The organism is Desulfosporosinus sp. (assembly GCF_014237355.1).
GTDB lineage: Bacteria > Bacillota > Desulfitobacteriia > Desulfitobacteriales > Desulfitobacteriaceae > Desulfosporosinus.
On sequence record NZ_JABZFS010000013.1, the window covers coordinates 38628 to 58681 of the forward strand.

The 20054-nt window shown below is 40.6% G+C and carries 18 protein-coding genes; 6 read left to right on the plus strand and 12 right to left on the minus strand.

Going from position 1 to position 20054, the window contains the following annotated elements:
• Window positions 1–31 precede the first annotated feature (31 nt).
• Entirely contained in the window at window positions 32–2170 is a 2139-nt protein-coding gene (locus HGJ98_RS02195; protein ID WP_291349355.1) for a catalase, read from the minus strand.
• 376 nt (window positions 2171–2546) lie between these two features.
• On the opposite strand from HGJ98_RS02195, the gene HGJ98_RS02200 reads away from it, so the two are divergent.
• Complete coding sequence (locus HGJ98_RS02200) at window positions 2547–2813, plus strand: hypothetical protein (RefSeq protein WP_291349356.1); 267 nt, start codon at window positions 2547–2549, stop codon at window positions 2811–2813.
• Between the two features lie 70 nt (window positions 2814–2883).
• Here the strand turns inward: HGJ98_RS02200 and HGJ98_RS02205 are convergent, their stop codons facing one another.
• From HGJ98_RS02205 to HGJ98_RS02215, 3 genes are read right to left on the minus strand one after another with little or no spacing between them, the layout of a single operon-like run.
• Window positions 2884–3360 (minus strand): (2Fe-2S)-binding protein, encoded by a 477-nt coding sequence (locus HGJ98_RS02205; RefSeq protein WP_291349357.1) that lies wholly within the window; start codon window positions 3358–3360, stop codon window positions 2884–2886.
• Window positions 3353–4195 (minus strand): FAD binding domain-containing protein, encoded by an 843-nt coding sequence (locus tag HGJ98_RS02210; RefSeq protein ID WP_291349358.1) that lies wholly within the window; start codon window positions 4193–4195, stop codon window positions 3353–3355. The genes HGJ98_RS02205 and HGJ98_RS02210 overlap by 8 nt, the downstream gene beginning before the upstream one ends.
• Window positions 4192–6519, minus strand: coding sequence for a xanthine dehydrogenase family protein molybdopterin-binding subunit (locus HGJ98_RS02215; RefSeq protein ID WP_291349359.1), 2328 nt, complete (start codon window positions 6517–6519; stop codon window positions 4192–4194). Before HGJ98_RS02215 ends, HGJ98_RS02210 begins: the two co-directional genes overlap by 4 nt.
• A 367-nt stretch (window positions 6520–6886) precedes the next feature.
• Between HGJ98_RS02215 and HGJ98_RS02220 the strand changes: the two genes are divergently transcribed.
• Together HGJ98_RS02220 and HGJ98_RS02225 are read left to right on the plus strand one after the other, a co-directional pair.
• Window positions 6887–7804, plus strand: a complete 918-nt coding sequence (locus tag HGJ98_RS02220) for a YIEGIA domain-containing protein (RefSeq protein WP_291349360.1) — start codon at window positions 6887–6889, stop codon at window positions 7802–7804.
• Window positions 7805–7807: 3 nt separating this feature from the next.
• Window positions 7808–8011, plus strand: a complete 204-nt coding sequence (locus tag HGJ98_RS02225; protein WP_291349361.1) for a hypothetical protein — start codon at window positions 7808–7810, stop codon at window positions 8009–8011.
• A 152-nt stretch (window positions 8012–8163) separates the two neighbouring features.
• On the opposite strand, the gene HGJ98_RS02230 is transcribed toward HGJ98_RS02225, so the two are convergent.
• Genes HGJ98_RS02230 through HGJ98_RS02250 form a run of 5 tightly spaced genes read right to left on the minus strand, consistent with a single transcriptional unit; the run spans window position 8164 to window position 12740 of the window.
• Window positions 8164–9018, minus strand: coding sequence for an ABC transporter permease subunit (locus HGJ98_RS02230; RefSeq protein ID WP_291349484.1), 855 nt, complete (start codon window positions 9016–9018; stop codon window positions 8164–8166).
• A gap of 3 nt (window positions 9019–9021) precedes the next feature.
• The gene (locus HGJ98_RS02235) at window positions 9022–9918 is read right to left on the minus strand and encodes an ABC transporter ATP-binding protein (RefSeq protein WP_291349362.1); all 897 of its coding nucleotides are present in this window, start codon (window positions 9916–9918) and stop codon (window positions 9022–9024) included.
• Entirely contained in the window at window positions 9918–10958 is a 1041-nt protein-coding gene (locus tag HGJ98_RS02240) for a hypothetical protein (RefSeq protein ID WP_291349363.1), read from the minus strand. Before HGJ98_RS02240 ends, HGJ98_RS02235 begins: the two co-directional genes overlap by 1 nt.
• Window positions 10959–11017: 59 nt before the next feature.
• Window positions 11018–12070 (minus strand): HAMP domain-containing sensor histidine kinase, encoded by a 1053-nt coding sequence (locus HGJ98_RS02245; protein WP_291349364.1) that lies wholly within the window; start codon window positions 12068–12070, stop codon window positions 11018–11020.
• Window positions 12063–12740 (minus strand): response regulator transcription factor, encoded by a 678-nt coding sequence (locus HGJ98_RS02250; protein WP_291349365.1) that lies wholly within the window; start codon window positions 12738–12740, stop codon window positions 12063–12065. The genes HGJ98_RS02245 and HGJ98_RS02250 overlap by 8 nt, the downstream gene beginning before the upstream one ends.
• Before the next feature lie 327 nt (window positions 12741–13067).
• Between HGJ98_RS02250 and HGJ98_RS02255 the strand changes: the two genes are divergently transcribed.
• The 3 genes from HGJ98_RS02255 to HGJ98_RS02265 all read left to right on the plus strand — a co-directional run bounded on the left by HGJ98_RS02255 (window position 13068) and on the right by HGJ98_RS02265 (window position 16219).
• Window positions 13068–14051 carry a tyrosine-type recombinase/integrase gene (locus HGJ98_RS02255; RefSeq protein ID WP_291349366.1) on the plus strand — a complete coding sequence of 328 codons (984 nt, stop codon included), beginning with the start codon at window positions 13068–13070 and terminating at the stop codon, window positions 14049–14051.
• Between the two features lie 311 nt (window positions 14052–14362).
• Entirely contained in the window at window positions 14363–14800 is a 438-nt protein-coding gene (locus HGJ98_RS02260; RefSeq protein WP_291349367.1) for a hypothetical protein, read from the plus strand.
• 30 nt (window positions 14801–14830) lie between these two features.
• Window positions 14831–16219 (plus strand): 4Fe-4S binding protein, encoded by a 1389-nt coding sequence (locus HGJ98_RS02265; protein ID WP_291349368.1) that lies wholly within the window; start codon window positions 14831–14833, stop codon window positions 16217–16219.
• 159 nt (window positions 16220–16378) lie between these two features.
• On the opposite strand, the gene HGJ98_RS02270 is transcribed toward HGJ98_RS02265, so the two are convergent.
• The 3 genes from HGJ98_RS02270 to HGJ98_RS02280 form a co-directional block, all read right to left on the minus strand.
• A complete protein-coding gene (locus HGJ98_RS02270) occupies window positions 16379–16693 on the minus strand; it encodes a ferredoxin family protein (protein WP_291349369.1) in 315 nt (104 codons plus the stop codon).
• Window positions 16677–18365: an adenylyl-sulfate reductase subunit alpha gene (locus HGJ98_RS02275; RefSeq protein WP_291349370.1), complete on the minus strand. Its 1689-nt coding sequence runs from the start codon at window positions 18363–18365 to the stop codon at window positions 16677–16679. Before HGJ98_RS02275 ends, HGJ98_RS02270 begins: the two co-directional genes overlap by 17 nt.
• Window positions 18366–18427: 62 nt before the next feature.
• Window positions 18428–20050: a nitrite/sulfite reductase gene (locus tag HGJ98_RS02280; RefSeq protein WP_291349371.1), complete on the minus strand. Its 1623-nt coding sequence runs from the start codon at window positions 20048–20050 to the stop codon at window positions 18428–18430.
• Between the last annotated feature and the right edge of the window lie 4 nt (window positions 20051–20054).

Genomic DNA, 20054 nt, shown 5'->3' on the forward strand with positions numbered 1-20054 from the left:
AAAATTAACCCAGTTGTATTGAAAGTGCTAATCAAGCAGGAACCACTTCTTTCTTATTTTGACGGTACCAATGACGATGCTGGGAAATGGCCTTCATGAATTCTTTACTAAAAACACTCATATCTTCTGCATTACAAATAGTAACTACGCCCAGTTCTGTCACCAGCTGTGCCTGTGTGGCTGCACCAGCCATTGCCACTTCCTTTATAGCAGAAGCCCTTAGCAGGTTTACACCTTCATTAGCGGCTCCAATTGCTTTAGCGTGTTTAAAGGCTTCATTGACAAAGTGCAGTGAATCACCCTGTATCACTAAACTATCCACTGATTGTTGCCCTCCGGCTATATATACAGCATCATACTTGATAGAGCCAGTCGTCACATAGTTCTTTCCAACTTCTAATTGCAGTCCATCCGAGCTTGTAAGTATTCCTAAATTTTTACTTATGATTTCACACTGAATACCGTTGGCCTTCAGTGTCTGCATAACTTGAGTCAGCTCTGGATAATTAAATCCATTCTCCGCAAGTATGGCAACCTTACGGGTACGAGCATTCCTAATGGTATTCTCTTGGCTCACTGCCGGTGAAGATGCGGTCACTCCCGATCCGCTGGGAGTATTAGGCGGCTGTGCGCCTACACCTAAAGCAATCGCATTGGCTAATTGGGAGTTCACATTATTAAACATATCTACGACTCTCTGTTTGATATTCCTATCCATAACACTTCCAACTTCGAAGTGGAAAGCTTCAATGATATGCTCCTTTTCTGCAGCAGACATACTATTCCAAAAAAGAGTTGCTTGACTATAGTTATCCTTAAAACTTTCGCTGCGCTCTCGAACTTTATTCCCTTCGACTTTTTCCGTGTAATGGGCATAACCTCCCTCAGTCTCTGAGGCTGGCTTCGGGTAATTCCTATTAAGAGAATTGGGCGAGTAACTTGTCACTCCCCGGTCTATAGTCATACGATGAGAGCCATCTCGCTGATTATTATGTATAGGCGCAATAGTATGGTTAATAGGTATTTCGTGGAAGTTGGGACCGCCTAAACGAAGAAGTTGAGTATCCAGATAAGAGAAAAGACGTCCTTGTAATAAGGGATCATTGCTAAAATCTATTCCCGGAACTACATGACCCGGATGAAAAGCAACTTGCTCTGTCTCCGCAAAAAAATTATCCACGTTACGATTTAAGGTCATTTTTCCAATCAGTTTTACAGGTGTAATTTCCTCAGGCCAGATCTTCGTTGGATCCAGAATATCAAATGGGAAATTAAATTCTTCCTCTTCATTAAGCAACTGTACACCCAATTCATACTCAGGGAATTCGCCTGAGTCGATTGCATCCCAAAGATCACGCCGATGAAAATCCGGATCCTTTCCAGCTAACTTTTGGGCCTCATCCCAAACCAAAGAATGTACCCCCAGCAGAGGTTTCCAATGAAACTTAACAAAACGTGCCTTACCTTGATTATTGATAAATCTAAAGGTATTGACACCAAAACCCTCCATCATTCTGAAACTTCTAGGAATAGCCCTATCCGAGAGCAGCCACATGATCATATGAGCGGTTTCCGGCGTACTCACTACAAAATCCCAAAAGGTATCATGGGCTGCAGAAGCTTGAGGTATCTCATTATGCGGTTCAGGCTTAATAGCATGAACAACGTCGGGAAACTTAATGGCATCCTGAATAAAAAAAACAGGAATATTATTGGCAACCAGATCGTAGTTTCCTTCTTCAGTATAGAATTTTGTGGCAAACCCGCGAACATCCCGTACTGTATCTGCCGACCCTCTAGAACCAACCACTGTTGAAAAACGTACAAAGACGGGTGTTTTTTTGGATGGGTCTTGGAGAAACTTAGCTTTCGTAAACTCACCCATAGACTCATAGACCTGAAAGTAACCATGTGCACCAAACCCTCGGGCATGGACAACACGCTCTGGAATACGTTCATGATCAAAATGAGTTAACTTTTCTCTGAAGTGGAAATCTTCCAAAAGAGTTGGTCCTCGACTACCAGCTTTTAAGGAGTCATCAGTACTAGCTACATATAACCCTTGATTCGTTGTTAGTTTATTGTCATCGTGACTTACCTTGAAGACTTTTAACTGTTCTTCTTTGCTCTGTTCTCCAATAGCAGTTTTATTCCGCTGCAATAGATCCATTTTTTCCTCCTTTTGGGATACTTAATTGCATTCTTAAGCTTCAGATAGATTGATACTGTAAGACCAAAGCTTGTCTTTATTAGTATTTCTTAGATATATTTCCTTATACTTTAGATAACCTTTGCAAAATCGTTAATGAAATCCAAGTTTATAACCTTATAAGTTTTCAATCTGTTATTGAACTTACAACTAAGTTGAACATCGAGACTTCTGTTGTAGGAGTCTATCTTATGTAAGCAGAGTACGGCAATCCCACTTGTAGAAGAGGGATTAACATCATTGGATAAAGGATAATTGTTAGTCTTCGCATAACGGCTTAATTAGAATGGCATGCTGTAAAGATAGGATTAATCTCTATGGAGGAGGAACCAAATTAATGCAACAGAACCAACAAGCTCAACAAGCAGCTCAACTGGCTGAGCGAACAATTCAGAAAGCCTTACAATCGATTCAACAAGCAATACAGATAGCCGATCCTCAAGCTGTTCAACAAGCACAACAGCATATACAGCATGCTATCCAGCAGGCACAGCAAGCTCAAAATAGTTCTCTAAAAGATCAAAAACAACAATTTCAACTGGTTCTACAACAACTACAGCAAGCACTTCAACAGCTGGAACAAGCTAATCAATTGCAAAGCTAAGGAATACAGAGATAGACGCCTAGTGGAAGTACCCCTAGGCGTCTATCTCTGAGTTTTTATTGATCATTATTCAATAGTTCCCATTACCGGTAGAGCCGTCTGCCAGAACTGATTTTACAGCTTCTTCAATTTCTTTATACCCCGTACAACGGCATATATTTGACTCCAGGCAATCTTTTATTTGTATATCATCCGCTTGTGGATAGTTGTTAATTAACGAGTTGCTATTCATAAGAAATCCGGGCGTACAATAACCACATTGGAAAGCAAACTTCTTTATGAACGCTGTTTTGAGAGGTATGTTTTGCAGCCCTTCCACCGTAGTAACTTTCTTACCTACAGCCTCTATGGCAAGCATCAAGCAGGACTTCATTGCTTGGCCATCCACATCAACAGTGCAAGCACCACAATCACCGTTTAAACAACCGGGCTTAGCTCCTGTCAAACCCAGTTCTTCACGGAGAACATATAAGAGGGTGTCTGAGTGACGTACATAAACTGAACGCTCCTCACTATTCACATTCAGTGTAATTTCTGATTTATTCAATTTCCGTTCCCCCAATAGTATCCAGCACGTCGAGTAATGTATTCTTGAATACAAACCTCCGATAATCCTCAGAGCCATGAACATCTTTCAATACAGGTGCCGGGATTTGCCGCATTGCTTCTTCTATCCTCGCCTCTTTAGGCAAGGCTTGATTATTTAAGCTCTCATCCATTTTTTCGTTACGAAAGGGATAGGAGCATAAACCACTAAACGCGAATCTGATTTGTTGATCTTTTTTTAGTGCTGCGATGGTCATTAAGGGGTAACCTACATCCCATTGTCTCCGTTTTTTGATGCAGAGAAAAGGCAATTCGCTCTCCTTCTCTTCAATCATGATCTGGATCAGCAGTTCTCCTCTTTGCAGCCTTAGAGTCTGATCGAATACCTCATTTAGAGGCAATTGTTTTAACCCTCCAGGGCCAGCTATGATAACTTGACTGTCTGTTAACAAAAGAGGTAAGATCGTTTCCCGGTAAATAATATTAGCACACATGTTTCCACCAAGAGTAATTTTATTTCTAGCCGTATGGTCAGCAATTTCACCAATTGCTTTGTTTAAAAAGCGAAAATATTGGGATTCTCGAATCCTATTTAAGGTTTGGGCTGCTCCAAACGTTAGTTTATTGGCTTCTCTTTTTAAGACGAGACATTCTGGGATCTCCTTAATATCAATGACCGCACCCGTCTTAATTTTATTAACTCTGCCAAGAGTGATGATTTCTGTACCCCCGGAAAAATAGATGGGCTCCTTCCCCTGTTGATCCAAGGATTGAAACAGTGAGATCGCTTTGTCAATTGAGGACGGTTTGAAATATTCGAAATCATAGGAAATCAATATTCATTCACTCCTATTTTTTGTCTCCAAATTGCCTCAGGAGTAAGGGGAAGTCTATTCAACTCCATTCCGGAAGCCACTGACAAAGCGTTTGCTAAGGCTGCAGGCATACCTATCAAGCCATGTTCCCCAAGGCCGCGGGCTCCGTAGGCACTCTCGATATAGGGTGTTTCGATAAAGCTAACCACATACTCCGGATGATCACCATATCTGAAGGGAGTATAGGTACGAAGGCGGGAATTAAGCACTTCTCCCTGCTCACTAAATACAAAGGTCTCACTACTTCCGAAATTTAACCCCATTTCCATAGCACCCATTACTTGCCCTTTCGCTAATTTCCTATTGAGCACTATCCCTGCATCGATAACGGAGTAGGCCTTAAGAATTTTGTATGTATAATCCCGCGTATCAAACTCTATTTCTGCCCCTTGAGCAGCTACTGTATACTCGGGTCCGGGACGTCCTACACCTGTTTTTGGATCGATATGTGTCAAATGTCTTAACATATATTGCCCTCGGCCAATGACCTGGCCGCCTATCGCATAGCCATGGGGGTATTTATAGCCATAACAAATATCTTTTACCTTTATGTAAATGTCGGGTTCGTTTTTGACATAAACCCTTTCATTGCCTACCTCAAGCTCATCGGGAGAACACATCAGCACACGGGAGGCAATATCCTTCATTTGTACAATGGCATCATCTGCGGCCTTCAATAAGGCTCTACCAGCCATCAAGGTACCCCTGCTGGCCACAGTTTTCCAATGCTCGGGTATGGATTGCGTATCGATTTCCATTTTGACAAATATTTTATTGACATCCATTTTCAATTTCTCTGCCAGCATCTGAGCAAGTACGGTTTTTGTTCCCATTCCGATTTCAACAACCCCAGACTCAATGTTTACACTGCCATCCCTATCAAAAACTAAAATTACTCCAGAGCTAGCATCGCTATCAATAGTTGATGTCTTCCAAATACAACTTATTCCTTTAGCACGAACTTTCCGATCATTGATGGGAATGACTTGTCCCTCATTCCAGTTCATTTGTTGCTTTAGGGTTTCAATACAATTGGGTAAATTTCCAACGGTACTTTCATTAAGACGAATTTGGGTTGGCGTCGTCTGACCTGGCAGAATTGCATTTTTCATCCTCAGTTCCAGGGGATTCATATCAAGCTTCTTAGCTAACATATCCATAGCTCTTTCAAAAGCAAAGGAAAGCTCAGAATGGCCAAATCCTCTGTAGGCTGTTACATAGGGGTGATTCGTGTAGACACATAGAGAGTCACACCATACGTTATCAATATGATAAGGTCCTGTCGAAGTGACTGCCGCAGCTCGGCTTATGGTTGCTCCCTTATCGGAATAGGCCCCCGTGTCAAACATGTAAAGGATTTCTGCCGCGGTTAGTTGCCCATCCTTTGTAGCTCCTAGCTTGATAGTGGCATCCAGGCCTATATGTACTGGAGAGGTAATCATGTCCTCTTCCCGTGTATTTACTAGCTTTACCGGTCTGCCCCCAACGGCTAGAGATGCCATATAGGCAATCAATTCCAACTGAACAGCTACCTTTCCACCGAAAGCTCCGCCGACTAAGGGGGTTTTGACGATAATCTTCCCGTCCTCAAGGTTAAAGTAATCGCTCATAAGGTGCTTGATCATATAGGGAGACTGAGTAGCTGAAGTAAAGACAACACAACCATCCGGGCGTATTTCGGCAATAACACATCGTGTTTCCATAGCCATATGATCCGATTGAGAAAAGGAAAAACTAGCCTCTACCATTTCATGGCTAGCTTTCCATCCTTCATTCATGCATCCCTTGCGAATCTTGATACGATCTGCAATGTTGGTATTGGCCTCCGGATAAACATGTTCTATTCTTTCGTATACGGCTAGATTTTCGTGAACTAAGGGTGCACCTGGAAGGAGGGCATTCTTAGGAGAATTCACAACGGGCAGCGGTTCATAGGTAACTTCGATTAATTCAGCGGCCTTTTGGGCCTGAAACGCAGTATCTGCCACGACGACGGCGACAGGTTCCCCATGATACCGTACCTTGTCATAGGCAATTGGAGGTCGATCTTTGATTTCCTCTCCTGTTAAGGGGAAGGGCTGACCAAGTACAATCCCCCGAACGCCTGATACTTTCAGGGCCTTTGTCGTGTTGATTGCCTTTATTTTGGCATGTGCATAGGAGCTTACTACCATCTTTATATGTAACATATCCTTGCTCGAATGATCACCAGTATATTTAGCTCTACCCGTTACCTTTTCAAGCCCGTCTTTACGATAAACACTATGTCCAATACTCCAGCTCATGAAATTACCGCCTTTAGAAAAATGTATCTAAATATTAGTGCGTTCTATTTATTATGAACTCTACTAATCTCATCTATTCTCTTATTTATGGAATTAACTCCGTTTGACTAAAGCTGACCTTCGAGACTTCTGTGACATAAGTCTCCGTAGGATAGTCTTTGGTAAGATTATCGCGCCCCCGTAGTAATTCATTCGTAACCAGAGCAAACTATGAGACACCCATATTCTAAAATGGGTGTCTCATAGTTTGCTGGAAGGTCCTTCACACTCTTTGTATAAAAATACTTATTTGGCAAATTATACTGCTATGTGCTCAAAGTACAGGATCCGTATATATGATCGAAATGAACGATTAGGAGTAATTAAGATGCCAAACAATAATGATCTAATCTCACCTGAAGTGCTTACTCTTATTATTACAGCAACTATTATTGGAACCTTGAGTCGAATTTTGACCATTAAACTAGATTACAGACAATACCCCAATTATCCAAATGGCTATTTAATTCATGCAGTAACAGGTGGGCTTGCTGCTTCAATCGGTGCGTTTATCATACCGGCAGTTGTGGCAAAGCAATTTACAGCGGTTACCTTTTTAGCCTTAGCAATACAACATTTTCGAGAAGTTCGAAAAATAGAAAGAGAAAGTCTCTCAGATCTAGAAGGAGAAGAGTATACAAAACGTGGTAAAGCTTACATCGATGGGATCTCGAAAATCTTTGAAGCACGTAACTACATAGCATTTCTGGTTGCCCTTGTTACTGGTATTACCATTCAGCTCTTGCAAAGCCTTACGACTGTTTCTATGTTGATTGAGGTTGGATGTGGTTCCGTTGCGGGACTTATCGTATTTTACATTCTTAAATTATTTACAAAAAGGCAAAAAATAAGTGATATTGCTACCGTAACAGAAGGCAAAATTGAAATTACTGATTCCAGTCTATATGTTAATGGTATGTTTATCTCTCATTTAATGGGTAGAGAAGAAGCTAAAAAGTGGTTTATAGAGGACGGGCTTGCTGCAGTTATTAATCCTAATCATAAACACTTCCAAATCCCTCTTCTGAATAAAGGTCAACGACAGGCAATTATATTTGAAGTAACACGTAGAATAGGGCAGAGAAAGATATATAGCGTTCAAGAGATTAATAGCGGAAAACTAATTATTGCCTTAGTTCCTGTTATCAAAAATTTTAACTTATTTAAAGAAACGATTTTATTAACACCTTTATTAGAAACGGTAAAAAAGAATCCCGAATTATTGCGCAAAAATAAAGGAGTGTAGCTGATGACAAACAATGGAGGCGGAATCCAGGGTATACTCGCATATGTCACTACTGATAAAAATCGCTATCTCGGTGGAGATCCCTTGGCATTATTAGCAAAAGACAAAGAAGAACTACTTGAAATATCTGAAGCAATTGCTGAAGCTTTTTTGGCGAATATTCTCCAACTTGTAAATGGAGACTACTTAATCATAAAAAAGTCCTAACTCACCGGAGGTACCCTTCGACCGCTTACGCTTATTCCGTTTTATAATATAACTCTTTGCCTTTAAAACAAAGCAAAGAGTTATATTATATAGATTTAAAGAGAAAACTAACACTTCTATCCGGCTTGTTGAATTTTTTAGTCGAAACTATTTTAAGTGATATCTTTCCTGGAAAATTTCCGTATGGCTAAGATCACAAATCCAAGCATGTAGATGACAATATAGATAAACATCCATATACTTGCAGGTTTACCGCTGCCGGATAAGCTAGCACCAGACATAGCGCTTGCCGCAAGCCCAGAGCTGGGGACCATCACCCGTTCCATGGTACTGTAGATCGTTTGAAAAGGCGAAATCAGACTAATAAAAATCCCAGTACCAATGACCGAGTTATTATTCACGTACTGCCCAATCATCTCGACCATGCCGCCGACATTACCTAAAATATAAACAAAGATCATTAGGATACCATTGGACACGGCTTTTAAGGACACAGATCCAAAAACTGTTAAGCAAAGGACAGCCACCGGGAGCAGAAGATATAACAGCCATCCTGTAATGATTTGAGAGAATGTTAAACTGGTTATGGTGCTAAGCCCAAACAAGGCTCCGATGACCAGAATCAATGAGAAAAGCAAGGTTGCGTAGGTACAGGCTAAAATAATCAATCCGCCAAGTTTCCCAAGAATATACTGATAGCGTTGAATGGGACGAGTGAGAACTCCTTGAATTAGGCCTGAATCGAGTTCTGACGCAATGGCACCCGATCCGAGCATAATAGTTAGCAGGGCAATTAACATGGCAGAAAATTGAAAGCCCATTTTGGTAACCATTTGAATGGCAAAGGGTCTGAATTGGTCTCCCATTCCATGAGTCACTGATGTGTTGGGAAAATAATTGAGCATGACTGTCCAAAATATCAAGTACAAAAAGGTGACGATACCCATTATGATAAACGTCTTTTTTCGAATGGCTTCATTAAGGGTTGTGATTAATATGGCACCGATGAGTTATCCCTCCTCCCCAACAATTTGCATAAACACAGTTTCAAGGGTCTCTCGATGAGGTGTTAACTCATACAGGGTCACACCATTTGAGATAAGGCTAGCTGCCAGGGAAGGAATTTCTTCATAATCTTTTAAGGAACATGTAAGACTACCATCTGCTAGTTTTTGCAATTCGTAGTGTTTATTCAGTTTTGTAAACAAGTCTTCAGTTATGCCCTTAGCACGGATTGTTAGGGAAATTTTATTCATGAGTAACTCGTCCATCCGGGCAGATCTAACAACGGTTCCTTTGTGAATAAACGTAACACTGTCGCAAACTGCTTCCACTTCACTTAAAAGATGACTGTTTAGAAAGACAGTTGTTCCTTCATCTTTCAGAGAAACAATAATGTCTCTGACATCTTTACGACCAATGGGATCCAGAGCAGACGTCGGCTCATCCAGAAAGATCAGTCGTGGGTTGGGCAGCAGCGCACAGGCTAACCCTATTCGCTGCTGCATACCTTTACTATAGGAACCGACTTTGTATTTTTCCTGCCCTTCAAGTCCTACTAACTTTAAGACTCTGCCAATTTGATCCTTCTTATTCTTTAATTTGCCTAATTGGGCGTGGAAATTCAGCAAATCTAAACCTGTCATCCAATCTTGATAACGAAAGAGTTCAGGGAGGTAACCCATTTTTTCTCTCGCTGAAACATCACCAAGGGGTCTGCCAAGGACTGTGCCGCTTCCCGATGTGGGAAATACCAGTCCTGTCAACATTTTTATACAAGTACTTTTCCCGGCACCGTTACGGCCAAGGAATCCATAGATTTGTCCGGCTTCTACCGAAAGATTGATTTGGTCACATGCCGTCTTGTTACCATACGTTTTAGTAAGAGCATGTGTTTCGATGATCATTAACGAACACTCCTAGCGATTTTTGCAAGCTCTGCATCCGTCTTATTACCAATTAATCCATATAAATTGCCATCTTTGGTCCAAATCAGCACAGAAGCATTCTCCATAGTTGGCATTTCTTCCATAGCAATTTTATGAGCTTCTTTCATAGCAGCAAATTTTTCTTCGCCGTATTTGCTAATTAATTTTTCGCTCATTTCATCCATTGATGCTTTGTGCGATTCATCTGTTATTTCAAGAGATTTCGTATGAGCTAGGCCAGATGTCATGTCTGCAGGAATAGTCTCACTAAGTCCTTTTAAATCTGACAAGGTATAGATGTAACCATTTTTCCCGCCCAAATCTACTTCTCGACCGAAACCAACTAGGACAGGAAGATAGATATCGGAACTATCTTCATCGATTTCAGCCAGTTGTTGGCGCAGACTCGCAGGAATTAAGGGGAAATTTAACATAACATCTCGCAATTCATTTTTGGCAGTTTGCGGCGCTTCTAAATAAGATTTCTGTGTCGCTAAGAATAGGACATCATTGTATTTTGCGAAGGCAGCAGCGGAGGATACCATAGACATTTCCACGTTTTGCAGATCACTGGACAGCTGTTTTGGACTATTAACCCCTTTCAGCAGTTCATTGAAAGCATCCACATTTAAGGTGAAGGTCATTTTGCTGGAATCCATGGCTGAGATCTCAGGGGTTTGAGAGTCTAATTCCCGTGGCAAACGCAGCTTGAAAGCATCAAACTCCTTAGCCTGGTTTAGTTTTTTCACTTCATGTTGTGGTTGTGAAACAACGTTAATAAGAGAATTGTGTTCAAAGGTCTTTCCTTTGGATTCTTCTTTCAGCTTAGAAATGGTTTGCATACCTTCTTGCAGGTCCGCAATGGTAATTTGAATTGTTTTCACATCAGTTACACGGAAAATTGACAGAGTATCCAGCGCTAAGGTTTGCACTGGTTTTACAAAGGTAATCAGTCCCAATACAAGCGCTAGTGAAGCAACAGTAAAGATTTTTCGTTTCATAATTTCAAATCCCTTCATACAATTATTCGTTCCTTCTCTTTTTACATCAAGAATATGTCCTCAATGTGACGGTTTTATTAATATCTAAAAGGTAATTTAACCACAAAGGTGGTCCCTTGACCCATCTCACTTGTAAAATCTATTTCACCTTCATAGATTTCCACGATCTTCTTAACGATAGCTAAACCAAGACCACTGCCCTCTTTGGAATGGGATTTATCAGCTTGAAAGAATTTCTCAAAGATTCGTCCTTGATCGATGTTGGCGATACCAATCCCTTGGTCCTTAATCTCGACGATTACCTTGTCCGGTGTTTTTTTTGCACGAATCCATATAGTTTCAGACTCAGCAGAGAATTTGACGGCATTCTCAATTAAGTTTACCCATATCTGTTGGATTAAGGCTTCATCCCCTGTGTAAACTATTTCATCAAGGTCTATGTCCAGGTCTAAGTTTTTCCTCGACCATTTTTCCTCAAGAAGGACTATGGTCCTCCGAATCTGCTCATCCAAAGAAAAGGGTCGCGTACTCTCAGGGATGAATTGATGGTCCAGCTTAGAAAGACGCAGCATATTCGAACTTAAATGGCTTAATCTTTTTGACTCATCAATAATAATGTTTGTGTACGCTTGAAAATTTTCTTCCGACAAATCTTTGTCTAGGAGCATTTCAGCGAAGCCTTGTATAGAGGCAATAGGTGTTTTGAATTCATGGGATACGCTGCTAATAAAATCTTTTCGGAGATACTCCATATTCCCAAGTTCAGTGATCATTAGGTTGAAATTTTGAGCTAACATGCCTATTTCATCGTTACCCTTATAGTCCATCCTCACTGAAAAATCACCCTTAGCAACGTCTTTTGCTGAATTGCTAATCCGAATGATTGGCTCAGAGATTTTTCCCATGGCAAAGTATAATAATGAACCTCCTAAGGCTACACATAAAAACAATGTTACAAACATAAAAATTCCAAAAACAGCATGGGCTTCTTTGATGCTCAGATCCCCATGATAGAGCACTAAGAAAAGAGTCGTCATCAGGGCAAAGGAAACAAAACAGGAGAGAAACAAGATTCCAATGGCCATAAAGGAACCCTTGGCACGAATTGAATTAGATAATTTCTTAATCATAGTACTTTTCCGCCTTATAACCAAGTCCTCGAATGGTGATGATCTTAAACTCCGGCCTGTCATCGAACTTCTTACGAAGCTTTTTGATATGGCTGTCCACCGTTCGTTCATCGATATCCGTATCCATTCCCCAAATTTCAGTCATTAGTTGCTGCCTTGTGAAGATTTGCTTTGGATAGCTTAGCAATTTAAATAGGAGCAGAAATTCTTTTTTGGGCAATTCTATATGGAGGCCCGGTCCGGCTACGCTTAAATTATCGTAGTCCAGGACGATTTCACCGATAATAATTTTATGTTCATTGGTAATTCTAGCCCGCCTTAACAGAGCGGCTACTCTCAAAACCATTTCGTTCATATCAATTGGCTTTACCATATAATCGTCCGTCCCGAGTCTAAACCCTTTTTCTTTGTCCTCAAAGGCTTCTTTAGCAGTAACTATTAAAATTGGCATATTAAAGTTTGCTTCTCTAAGGCTTTTAACAAGTTCGAAGCCATCCATTTGCGGCATCATAATATCACTAATAATTAAATCCACATGTTGGTCTTCTAATATTTCGAGAGCTTCTTGACCATTTTCAGCTTGGAAAACTTTATAACCAGCTTGTTCCAACCGAGTTTTCATTAACATTAGTAAATTTTTATTATCCTCGACAATCAAAATTCGAAACACAACAAACCTTCTTTCAAAAAGATTATCTTTTTATTCAATTCAAAATGAAAGCCTAGTTAATTCTATAGCTTGTTATTTCACAATTAATTAGCATTCTATACATGTTATATCACTCTTCGTATATTCGTTATATAGAATGTACCTTAATATTGTGACTTCAATGTGCCCAAATTAAAACGACCCTAGAAATGATATATCTCAGATTTCTTTTAACTGCATAGTTGAATTATGCTCTATTTTACTGGTAGTATAGTATAAACGAATCAGAACGTACATTCTGCTCAGCTGTATTGCACTAAAACAAATATTCGTAACGGAGGTTTCATAATGGATACCAGATTTCAGTACCCCCTTCCCCCATTTGCTAAGGATTTTATAAATCACCTTGCCGTTACCAATAAATCTAAATCCACCCAAGTCGCCTATACCTACGAACTTTTTATGTTTTTTCAGTACTTATGTAATTCAATGGAGAGTTTCCCCTCTTCCCCATCAGATATCGGGCTATCAGATATGGAGGTTATCGGGCATCGCCATATCGAGTCATATTTAAGCTGGGCAAATTCTGAACGTACTAATGGCCCCCGTGCTCTGGCGCGTAAACAAGCCGTTATTAAGTCGTTATATCGCTACCTGCTCCGGGAAGATATGATACATAAAGATGTTACAATTAAACTAGATCCTATCAATGTTCAGCAAAAACTACCCAAAGCATTGGAACCTAATGAAATTGCTGACTTAACGGACGCATTAGAAACGGGTATAGGCTTATCAGATGGCCAACTTAAATACCACGTTTATACCGAGAAACGTGATTATGCCATCGTCCTTACTTTGATTGGTACAGGTTTACGTTTATCTGAGCTTTGTAACCTAAGTATCAGCAAAACAAATATTAATAAGGGCTATTTTGAGATTATGCGTAAAGGGAATAAAGAAACGGTTATTTATTTTAACGATGATGTGGGCAAGGCCCTAAATGATTATTTAGTGAACGAACGTCCTCGTTATGTCCATAAAGATTCTGATGCTCTATTTCTATCTATACAAGGAAATCGAATAAGCAAGAGAGCGGTACAAAATCTTATCGCCAAATACATGACAATTCTAAAATCTCTTGGTCATAACACGGAGGGCTTCAGTGTCCACAAGATGCGTTCGACCTTTGCTACTATACTCCTTCGTGAAACTGACAACTTAGCTATTGTACAGGATGCATTGGGGCATTCCGACCCTAGGACAACGAGAATATACACCAAAGTGCTGGACGAGCAACTGAAACGAGCTGCGCACTTAATTAAATTCAAATAGGTTTATGCCCTATGGTGTAAGTTGTTTATTCGATTACTTCATTAAACATCTTAATGCTCCCTTATAGTTAACAGATTAGAATCTGTATACCTATAGGGGAGCATTTTTTGAGCTCATGTTGTTAAATATCTTCAGTGCTTGTGGTAAATGACACACAAAGCTGTGCTAAATGACTCAATCAAGCTAGGAATTTTAACCTTTAGGTTAGCCTACAAGCAAAATATACACCGCAGACTTGGCACAAAAATTGCTAACTAGGATATACGTCTTAAAATTAGAAGGAGTTGGAAAAAGGTATGCATTATAAGATGATGTCATTTCGAAAAGGATTATCCATTGCAATCATAGTTATCGGCCTATTATTAAGCTCTGCCAGTATGGGTTTTGCTGGTGAAAGTGATAGCTCAGGTGGGCATGGAGGAATGGACATGGGTGGCAGTTCGACGACACATTCTGAGCCTAAAACGAATGAGGTTCCTAAGGAAACAACGAACTCGCAACCTGAAGACAATCATTCTAGCCCGGATTCGGGGCATGAAGCAACACCGGATATGGACCCTAACATGCCTGGGCACGTCGAATCAAGTGATATAGGTACAGAAAGTAGTGATGGTCATGGCGGAAGTAGCGGTGGACACGGTGGAGGAGCTTCAGACCCGGAAGGAGTTAATTGGCCGGTAGTTTGGGGATTCGCAGGAATCAATGCCTTAGTAGTGGCCATAGCCGGCATTCTCAAATTAAAGCAATAAATCATCGACAATAAGGGAGTGAAACCATAAATGTCAGTAGCGAAGAATATTAAGCCTAATACACAAAAAGAACCTCCAAAGAAGAATTTATTAGAGAATAATACAATCAAGGGAATCCTAAAAAGTCGTTGGTTTCCAGGAATAATTCAGTTACCTGTTTTAGCTATTTTTGCACTGATTGTTTTCGAATTGATGGCTGGACCTGGTTCCGCTCATGATAATTTTGGAACGGCTGGAACTTGGGTATTATGGTGGCCGCTTATTCCAATCATTTTCGTATTGTTAGGTCGGTTCTGGTGTGCAATTTGTCCTTTTGCAACGGTGAGTGACTGGATTCAGAAAATCGTAGGAAACAATCGTCCCGTTCCTAAGTTTCTAAAAAAATATGGAATATGGTTAATTGATGCATTCTTTATCCTAATCACATGGGCTGATCATACCTTTGGTGTTGTTGAGAGCCCTAGAGGTTCAGGTGTTTTACTACTAATCATTACAACAGGAGTTATTGTAAGCGGAGCGTTCTTTGAGCGCAGAACATGGTGCCGTTACTTGTGTTTTCTAGGCGGATTGTCGGGGAATTACGCTAGGTCAGGTTCTCTTGAGTTAAGAGCTACTCCTGAAAAGTGTGCAAAATGTAAAACTCAGTCTTGTTATAAAGGCAACGAAAAAACCCCGGGGTGTCCGATGTTTGAATTCCCACGAACTATGGAAAGTATGGCAAGTTGTAATCTGTGTGCGAATTGTATTAAGACTTGTCCAAACGACTCGATTCAATTAACGACCCAAGTTCCATCTAAAGGCTTATGGTCTATCAGAAAACCAAAATTTGAAGAGTCCTTCTTAGCTATTATCATCATGGGCATCGTCTTTGTTCAGAATATTACCATGCTTGAAGTATGGCAGGAAATGCTTACTAAGCTCGAAAATTTTGTGGGAACAACGAATTACTTTGTAACCTTTACCATAACCTTCATTATTGCAATGGCAATTCCAGTATTAGCATTATTTGCTAGCAGCTACTTCGCAAAAACCTCCAATAAGAAAAGCACTATACAAAACTTTGCAATCTTCGGATATGCCTTGATTCCTTTAGACTTAGCAGGTCATATTGCTCACAATCTGTTCCACTTATTAGCCGAGGGTAAATCTGTTATTTACACTTTCGTAGCATTATTCGGTGTAGATACTCATGGTGCATCAGCTGCTATTCTAAGCAATTCTACCATTCAACTACTTCAGTTTGGTCTAATTGCCCTTGGAACCTTTGGTTCAATCTATACGGCTTATAGAATTTCCAAGCATAATTTCGATGCTGAAGGGAAAACAATATCCAGTTTTATGCCTTTTGCAGTTTTGTGCTTAATACTTGGGGTTATTAACATCTATCTATTCGTTCTCCCAATGGCAATGCGCATGTAAAGCGAAAATTAACGGGCTTGATGAATAAACATCGAGCCCGTTAATTTTCGTGCTAAGTATTATACATAAAAGCGACTAAGGATTAATTCCTCAGCCGCTTTAACAAGTTTATGGTGCTGCATTGCTGCCACAGCCGGGCAGAGCAATTTAAGGGCAATTCTAATACCTATTAGCTTGAGTTCCATCGACAGTAATACAGACGTGTTTTCCATCAGGTTTGCATATAAGCCAGCTCAACTGATCATTATCGCGTTTGGTATACAAATATCCTCCCCTACCACCGATATCTGCTCCCAAATAATACTTAATCGCTCCTGTAGGGCATTCCTTTAGACAGGAGGTACAACCCCAACACTCTTTCGGATATTTCACGTAAGCTTTGCCTTTATCACCCATATCCAAAAGATTTCCCGGACAAACATTAACACACTTTTTGCACCTAATACAGAATTCTTGATTAATCTTGATGCTCATATTGTTCATCCTTTTTCACAATTTCTCGGAAAATTATCTCGATGTTTCCATTGCCATAGCGTGAATTAACATACCTAAAAAAATGTTCATCATCCTTTTTGGGATAGTCGGCGTTCTCATTATAACAATGCCACCTAGTTTCTTTTCTAGCTATCAGATGCTCTATCACTACCTGGCAGACATATAACCGATCAATCACCTCATAGATAAACACCAACTCATGCATATCGTTAGCTCTGAGAAAGGTACTTCTATCTAACAATATCTTAATCTGTTCTCGGGCTATGAATAATTTGTCCATATTTACCATATAACCCGCAGATATCCCTCCGGCATATTCATCCATCACTTTTTGCATAGCTTCTTCAAGGTCTTCTACACGTAATAACCCGGGTGAGTTCTTTAAGAATCTTGTAACATTGCTAAATTTATTAATAATCTGTTCCCTATCAATAGAAACGGGTTTTATTCTTTCAATATACGACATTGCAGATAGTGCTGCTATCTCACCTTCAGCAAAACAACCCGTCACATATTTCTGCGGACTGCCGCCCGCAACATCTCCGGCAGCATATAGTCCTACCAGGGTCGCCGCTCTTTTTGTATCTACCCAATAACCGCTTGCCGTATGCCCACCAACAATGTATGGTTCCGTACCTTCAATCTCTACATTTTCAACCGATGGCCCCTTTCCACGCTCAATCCAGCGCAAAGTCTGAGCTGGTGCCATGTTTAGATAAGCTTTGTAAAGTTCCTCCTGTGTCTCCATGGGCATTCCTTTAGTTTCCAGATAACAAGGCCCTCGACCTTCCATGTTTTCCCTAATGGTTGAGTACATGCGGTTGGGGGTTGACGGCGCCCCGTAGTTTCTTTCGTATTCTTCTCCCTTGCCGTTAATCTGCGAAGCACCCACTCCCTGAGCAATCGTCCCGGTTGGAGCAATCGTATCCTTACACCTCAGAGCAATAAAACGCATTTCCATACTAGTCATTTCAGCCCCGGCACGGATGCCCATGGCATAACCAGCACCGGTATTGAATGGTGAATACCACATTTTATGCCGCGAAAAACCCGGGTTGTTCGGACGGTATAATCCTGCAGCACCGCCTGTAGCACAAATAACAGCTTTTGCTTGAATTGTGAAAAAAATGTTGTCCTTGATTGAAAATCCATAAGCGCCAATTACCCGGTTATCCTGAATAACGTAATCAATCATATTTACTTGGTTAAGCACCTGAACATTTTTCTTTTCCTCAACAGCCTCAGCCAGAAGCGGTTTGATATTTTCTCCATTGATTTTGATATTTCTCCGGCCACGGGCGACGTAATCGCCCTTCGAGTCCTTTTGGATTACCAACCCCATAGTTTCCACTTTACGCGTAACTTCATTTAACCTCTTGGCCATAGAAATGACGAGATCTTCTCGAATTATCCCTTCCGCGTCGTTGCGTACATATTCGAGATAGCTCTCTGGGGTTTCTCCCTTAAGAATATATGCATTAAGGGCGTTAACCCCTGCTGCTAGGCAACCGCTTCGTTTGATATTGGCCTTTTCTGTGATAATGACCTGGCAATCGGAATTATTAGCAATCGTTAATGCCGCAAAGCACCCAGCTGTTCCTCCACCGATAATAAGAATGTCTGTATTTAATATCTTAAGCTCTAAGTTCATTAAATCTTTCACCTAGCTTTCACATCAATCATTTAGTTGTTTCTATATGGAATAATCATAACTTATTTACCAGCTAACCTTAGTGTATCTACAAAAGGAGCGAGAAGATTTTGAAAGGTTCCTATTCCAAACCGAGAAACAAAATCATAAAACGATTCCTGAGGAAATCTACTATTTTTATAGAACCTAATAAAGCATTCCAAAACCTCTTCAACCATTTCGGCTGGAATAGCCCCTTGGAGCGCAGTCGCAAAGCCAGCATTAATTCCGAGGCTTCCACCAATGGATAGTTCAAATTTCTCGACTGTTTGACCATTGAGCTTTCCTAATGTCCCCTTTAATCCGATGTCAGCAATTTGTAAATGTCCACAGGAATTAGGGCAACCAGTAACATGGATTCGGAGTGGCGTATCTACCTCGACCTTTTCAGCAAGGGTTTGTGACAATTTCAAAGCAAACGCTTTTGTTTCCACTAAAGCTAAATTACAGAATTCCTTTCCACTACAAGAAACAGTGTATCCTACAAAGGGTTGCGGATTTGGGCTAAAACGTTTAATTACTTTTTCCTCGAGGAGTGCCTCGATCTTTTCAGTCGGTATATTAGCAAGGACCAGATTTTTCGTAGGACACACCCGAAGGGAACCATCTCCGTATCTATCCGCGCATTCTGCTATTTCAATTAAATCTTCTGGAGTTAAACGACCAAGAGGTACCGATAGCCCCACATAGCTTAGCAAAGGTTGCTTTTGAGCATGAACGCCGTAATAATATCCTGCGTTCCAACCGCGAGTTAAGTCAATTCCTTCGGTTTCGAGGGGGCCAGTCAGCATAAGAAGCTCCGTCTCAAACTTCTCTCTTCCCCAATCCGCTACAAGAAATTTAAGCCTTGCATGTCGACGATTCTTTCTGTATCCATGATCTCTAAAAAGAGTTGCAACAGCAATTGAAACCTTTAACACTTCATGGGGATGTACAAACAGATTCAACTTCTGGGCAATATGTGGTTTTGCGGATAAACCACCGCCAACATAAACATGAAATCCGTAAATCTCCCTTGTTCCATAGTTCTTCATGGCCGGTGTAAATGCCAGATCATTGATTTGTGCATGCCCGGCATTATACATATTTGCCGAAATCGATAGTTTAAACTTCCGTGGAAGATTTGAAAACTCTCTGTTTCCCTGAAAGGATTCAGTAACCTCTTGTACGATTCCCCTCGTATCAATCGTTTCATTAGGGTCAATTCCAGCTAAAGGATTCCCTGTAACCGTTCGAGGACAATCTCCTTCGGCCCCGATCGTTTGCAATTGGACTTTATTCAAAATGTCCATAACGATAGGGATAGTTTCTATTGTAAGCCAATGAAACTGAACCGCTTGACGAGTCGTTAAATCTAGACTTTCTCGACCATAGTCTTTTGCAATATTGGCTAAAACACGAGCTTGTTCTGAATTGATGACTCCACTAGGAATTTTTACTCTCATCAGAAAATATCCCGCCTCTCGCGGTTTTTGCACATTAACCCCAGCCCATTTTAAGAGAGTACGCTCACTAGTATTTATAGCTTTAAATCCAGACTTTTTATATTCCGGAATTTTTTTAACGATATCTAAGCCATCGTTAACTAGCTTTACCTTTTCAAAATCATTCAGTTCCTCATAATTCTTTACCCAAACCTGGTTCATATGA

Bases quoted from the DNA above. Each gene is read 5' to 3' on its own strand.
- HGJ98_RS02275 (WP_291349370.1), bottom strand. From the start codon at position 18,365: ATGAACTTAGAGCTTAAGATATTAAATACAGACATTCTTATTATCGGT.
- HGJ98_RS02245 (WP_291349364.1), bottom strand. From the start codon at position 12,070: ATGATTAAGAAATTATCTAATTCAATTCGTGCCAAGGGTTCCTTTATG.
- HGJ98_RS02235 (WP_291349362.1), bottom strand. From the start codon at position 9,918: ATGATCATCGAAACACATGCTCTTACTAAAACGTATGGTAACAAGACG.
- HGJ98_RS02260 (WP_291349367.1), top strand. From the start codon at position 14,363: ATGTCATTTCGAAAAGGATTATCCATTGCAATCATAGTTATCGGCCTA.
- HGJ98_RS02195 (WP_291349355.1), bottom strand. From the start codon at position 2,170: ATGGATCTATTGCAGCGGAATAAAACTGCTATTGGAGAACAGAGCAAA.
- HGJ98_RS02215 (WP_291349359.1), bottom strand. From the start codon at position 6,519: ATGAGCTGGAGTATTGGACATAGTGTTTATCGTAAAGACGGGCTTGAA.
- HGJ98_RS02280 (WP_291349371.1), bottom strand. From the start codon at position 20,050: ATGAACCAGGTTTGGGTAAAGAATTATGAGGAACTGAATGATTTTGAA.
- HGJ98_RS02255 (WP_291349366.1), top strand. From the start codon at position 13,068: ATGGATACCAGATTTCAGTACCCCCTTCCCCCATTTGCTAAGGATTTT.
- HGJ98_RS02220 (WP_291349360.1), top strand. From the start codon at position 6,887: ATGCCAAACAATAATGATCTAATCTCACCTGAAGTGCTTACTCTTATT.
- HGJ98_RS02200 (WP_291349356.1), top strand. From the start codon at position 2,547: ATGCAACAGAACCAACAAGCTCAACAAGCAGCTCAACTGGCTGAGCGA.
- HGJ98_RS02265 (WP_291349368.1), top strand. From the start codon at position 14,831: ATGTCAGTAGCGAAGAATATTAAGCCTAATACACAAAAAGAACCTCCA.
- HGJ98_RS02270 (WP_291349369.1), bottom strand. From the start codon at position 16,693: ATGAGCATCAAGATTAATCAAGAATTCTGTATTAGGTGCAAAAAGTGT.
- HGJ98_RS02225 (WP_291349361.1), top strand. From the start codon at position 7,808: ATGACAAACAATGGAGGCGGAATCCAGGGTATACTCGCATATGTCACT.
- HGJ98_RS02240 (WP_291349363.1), bottom strand. From the start codon at position 10,958: ATGAAGGGATTTGAAATTATGAAACGAAAAATCTTTACTGTTGCTTCA.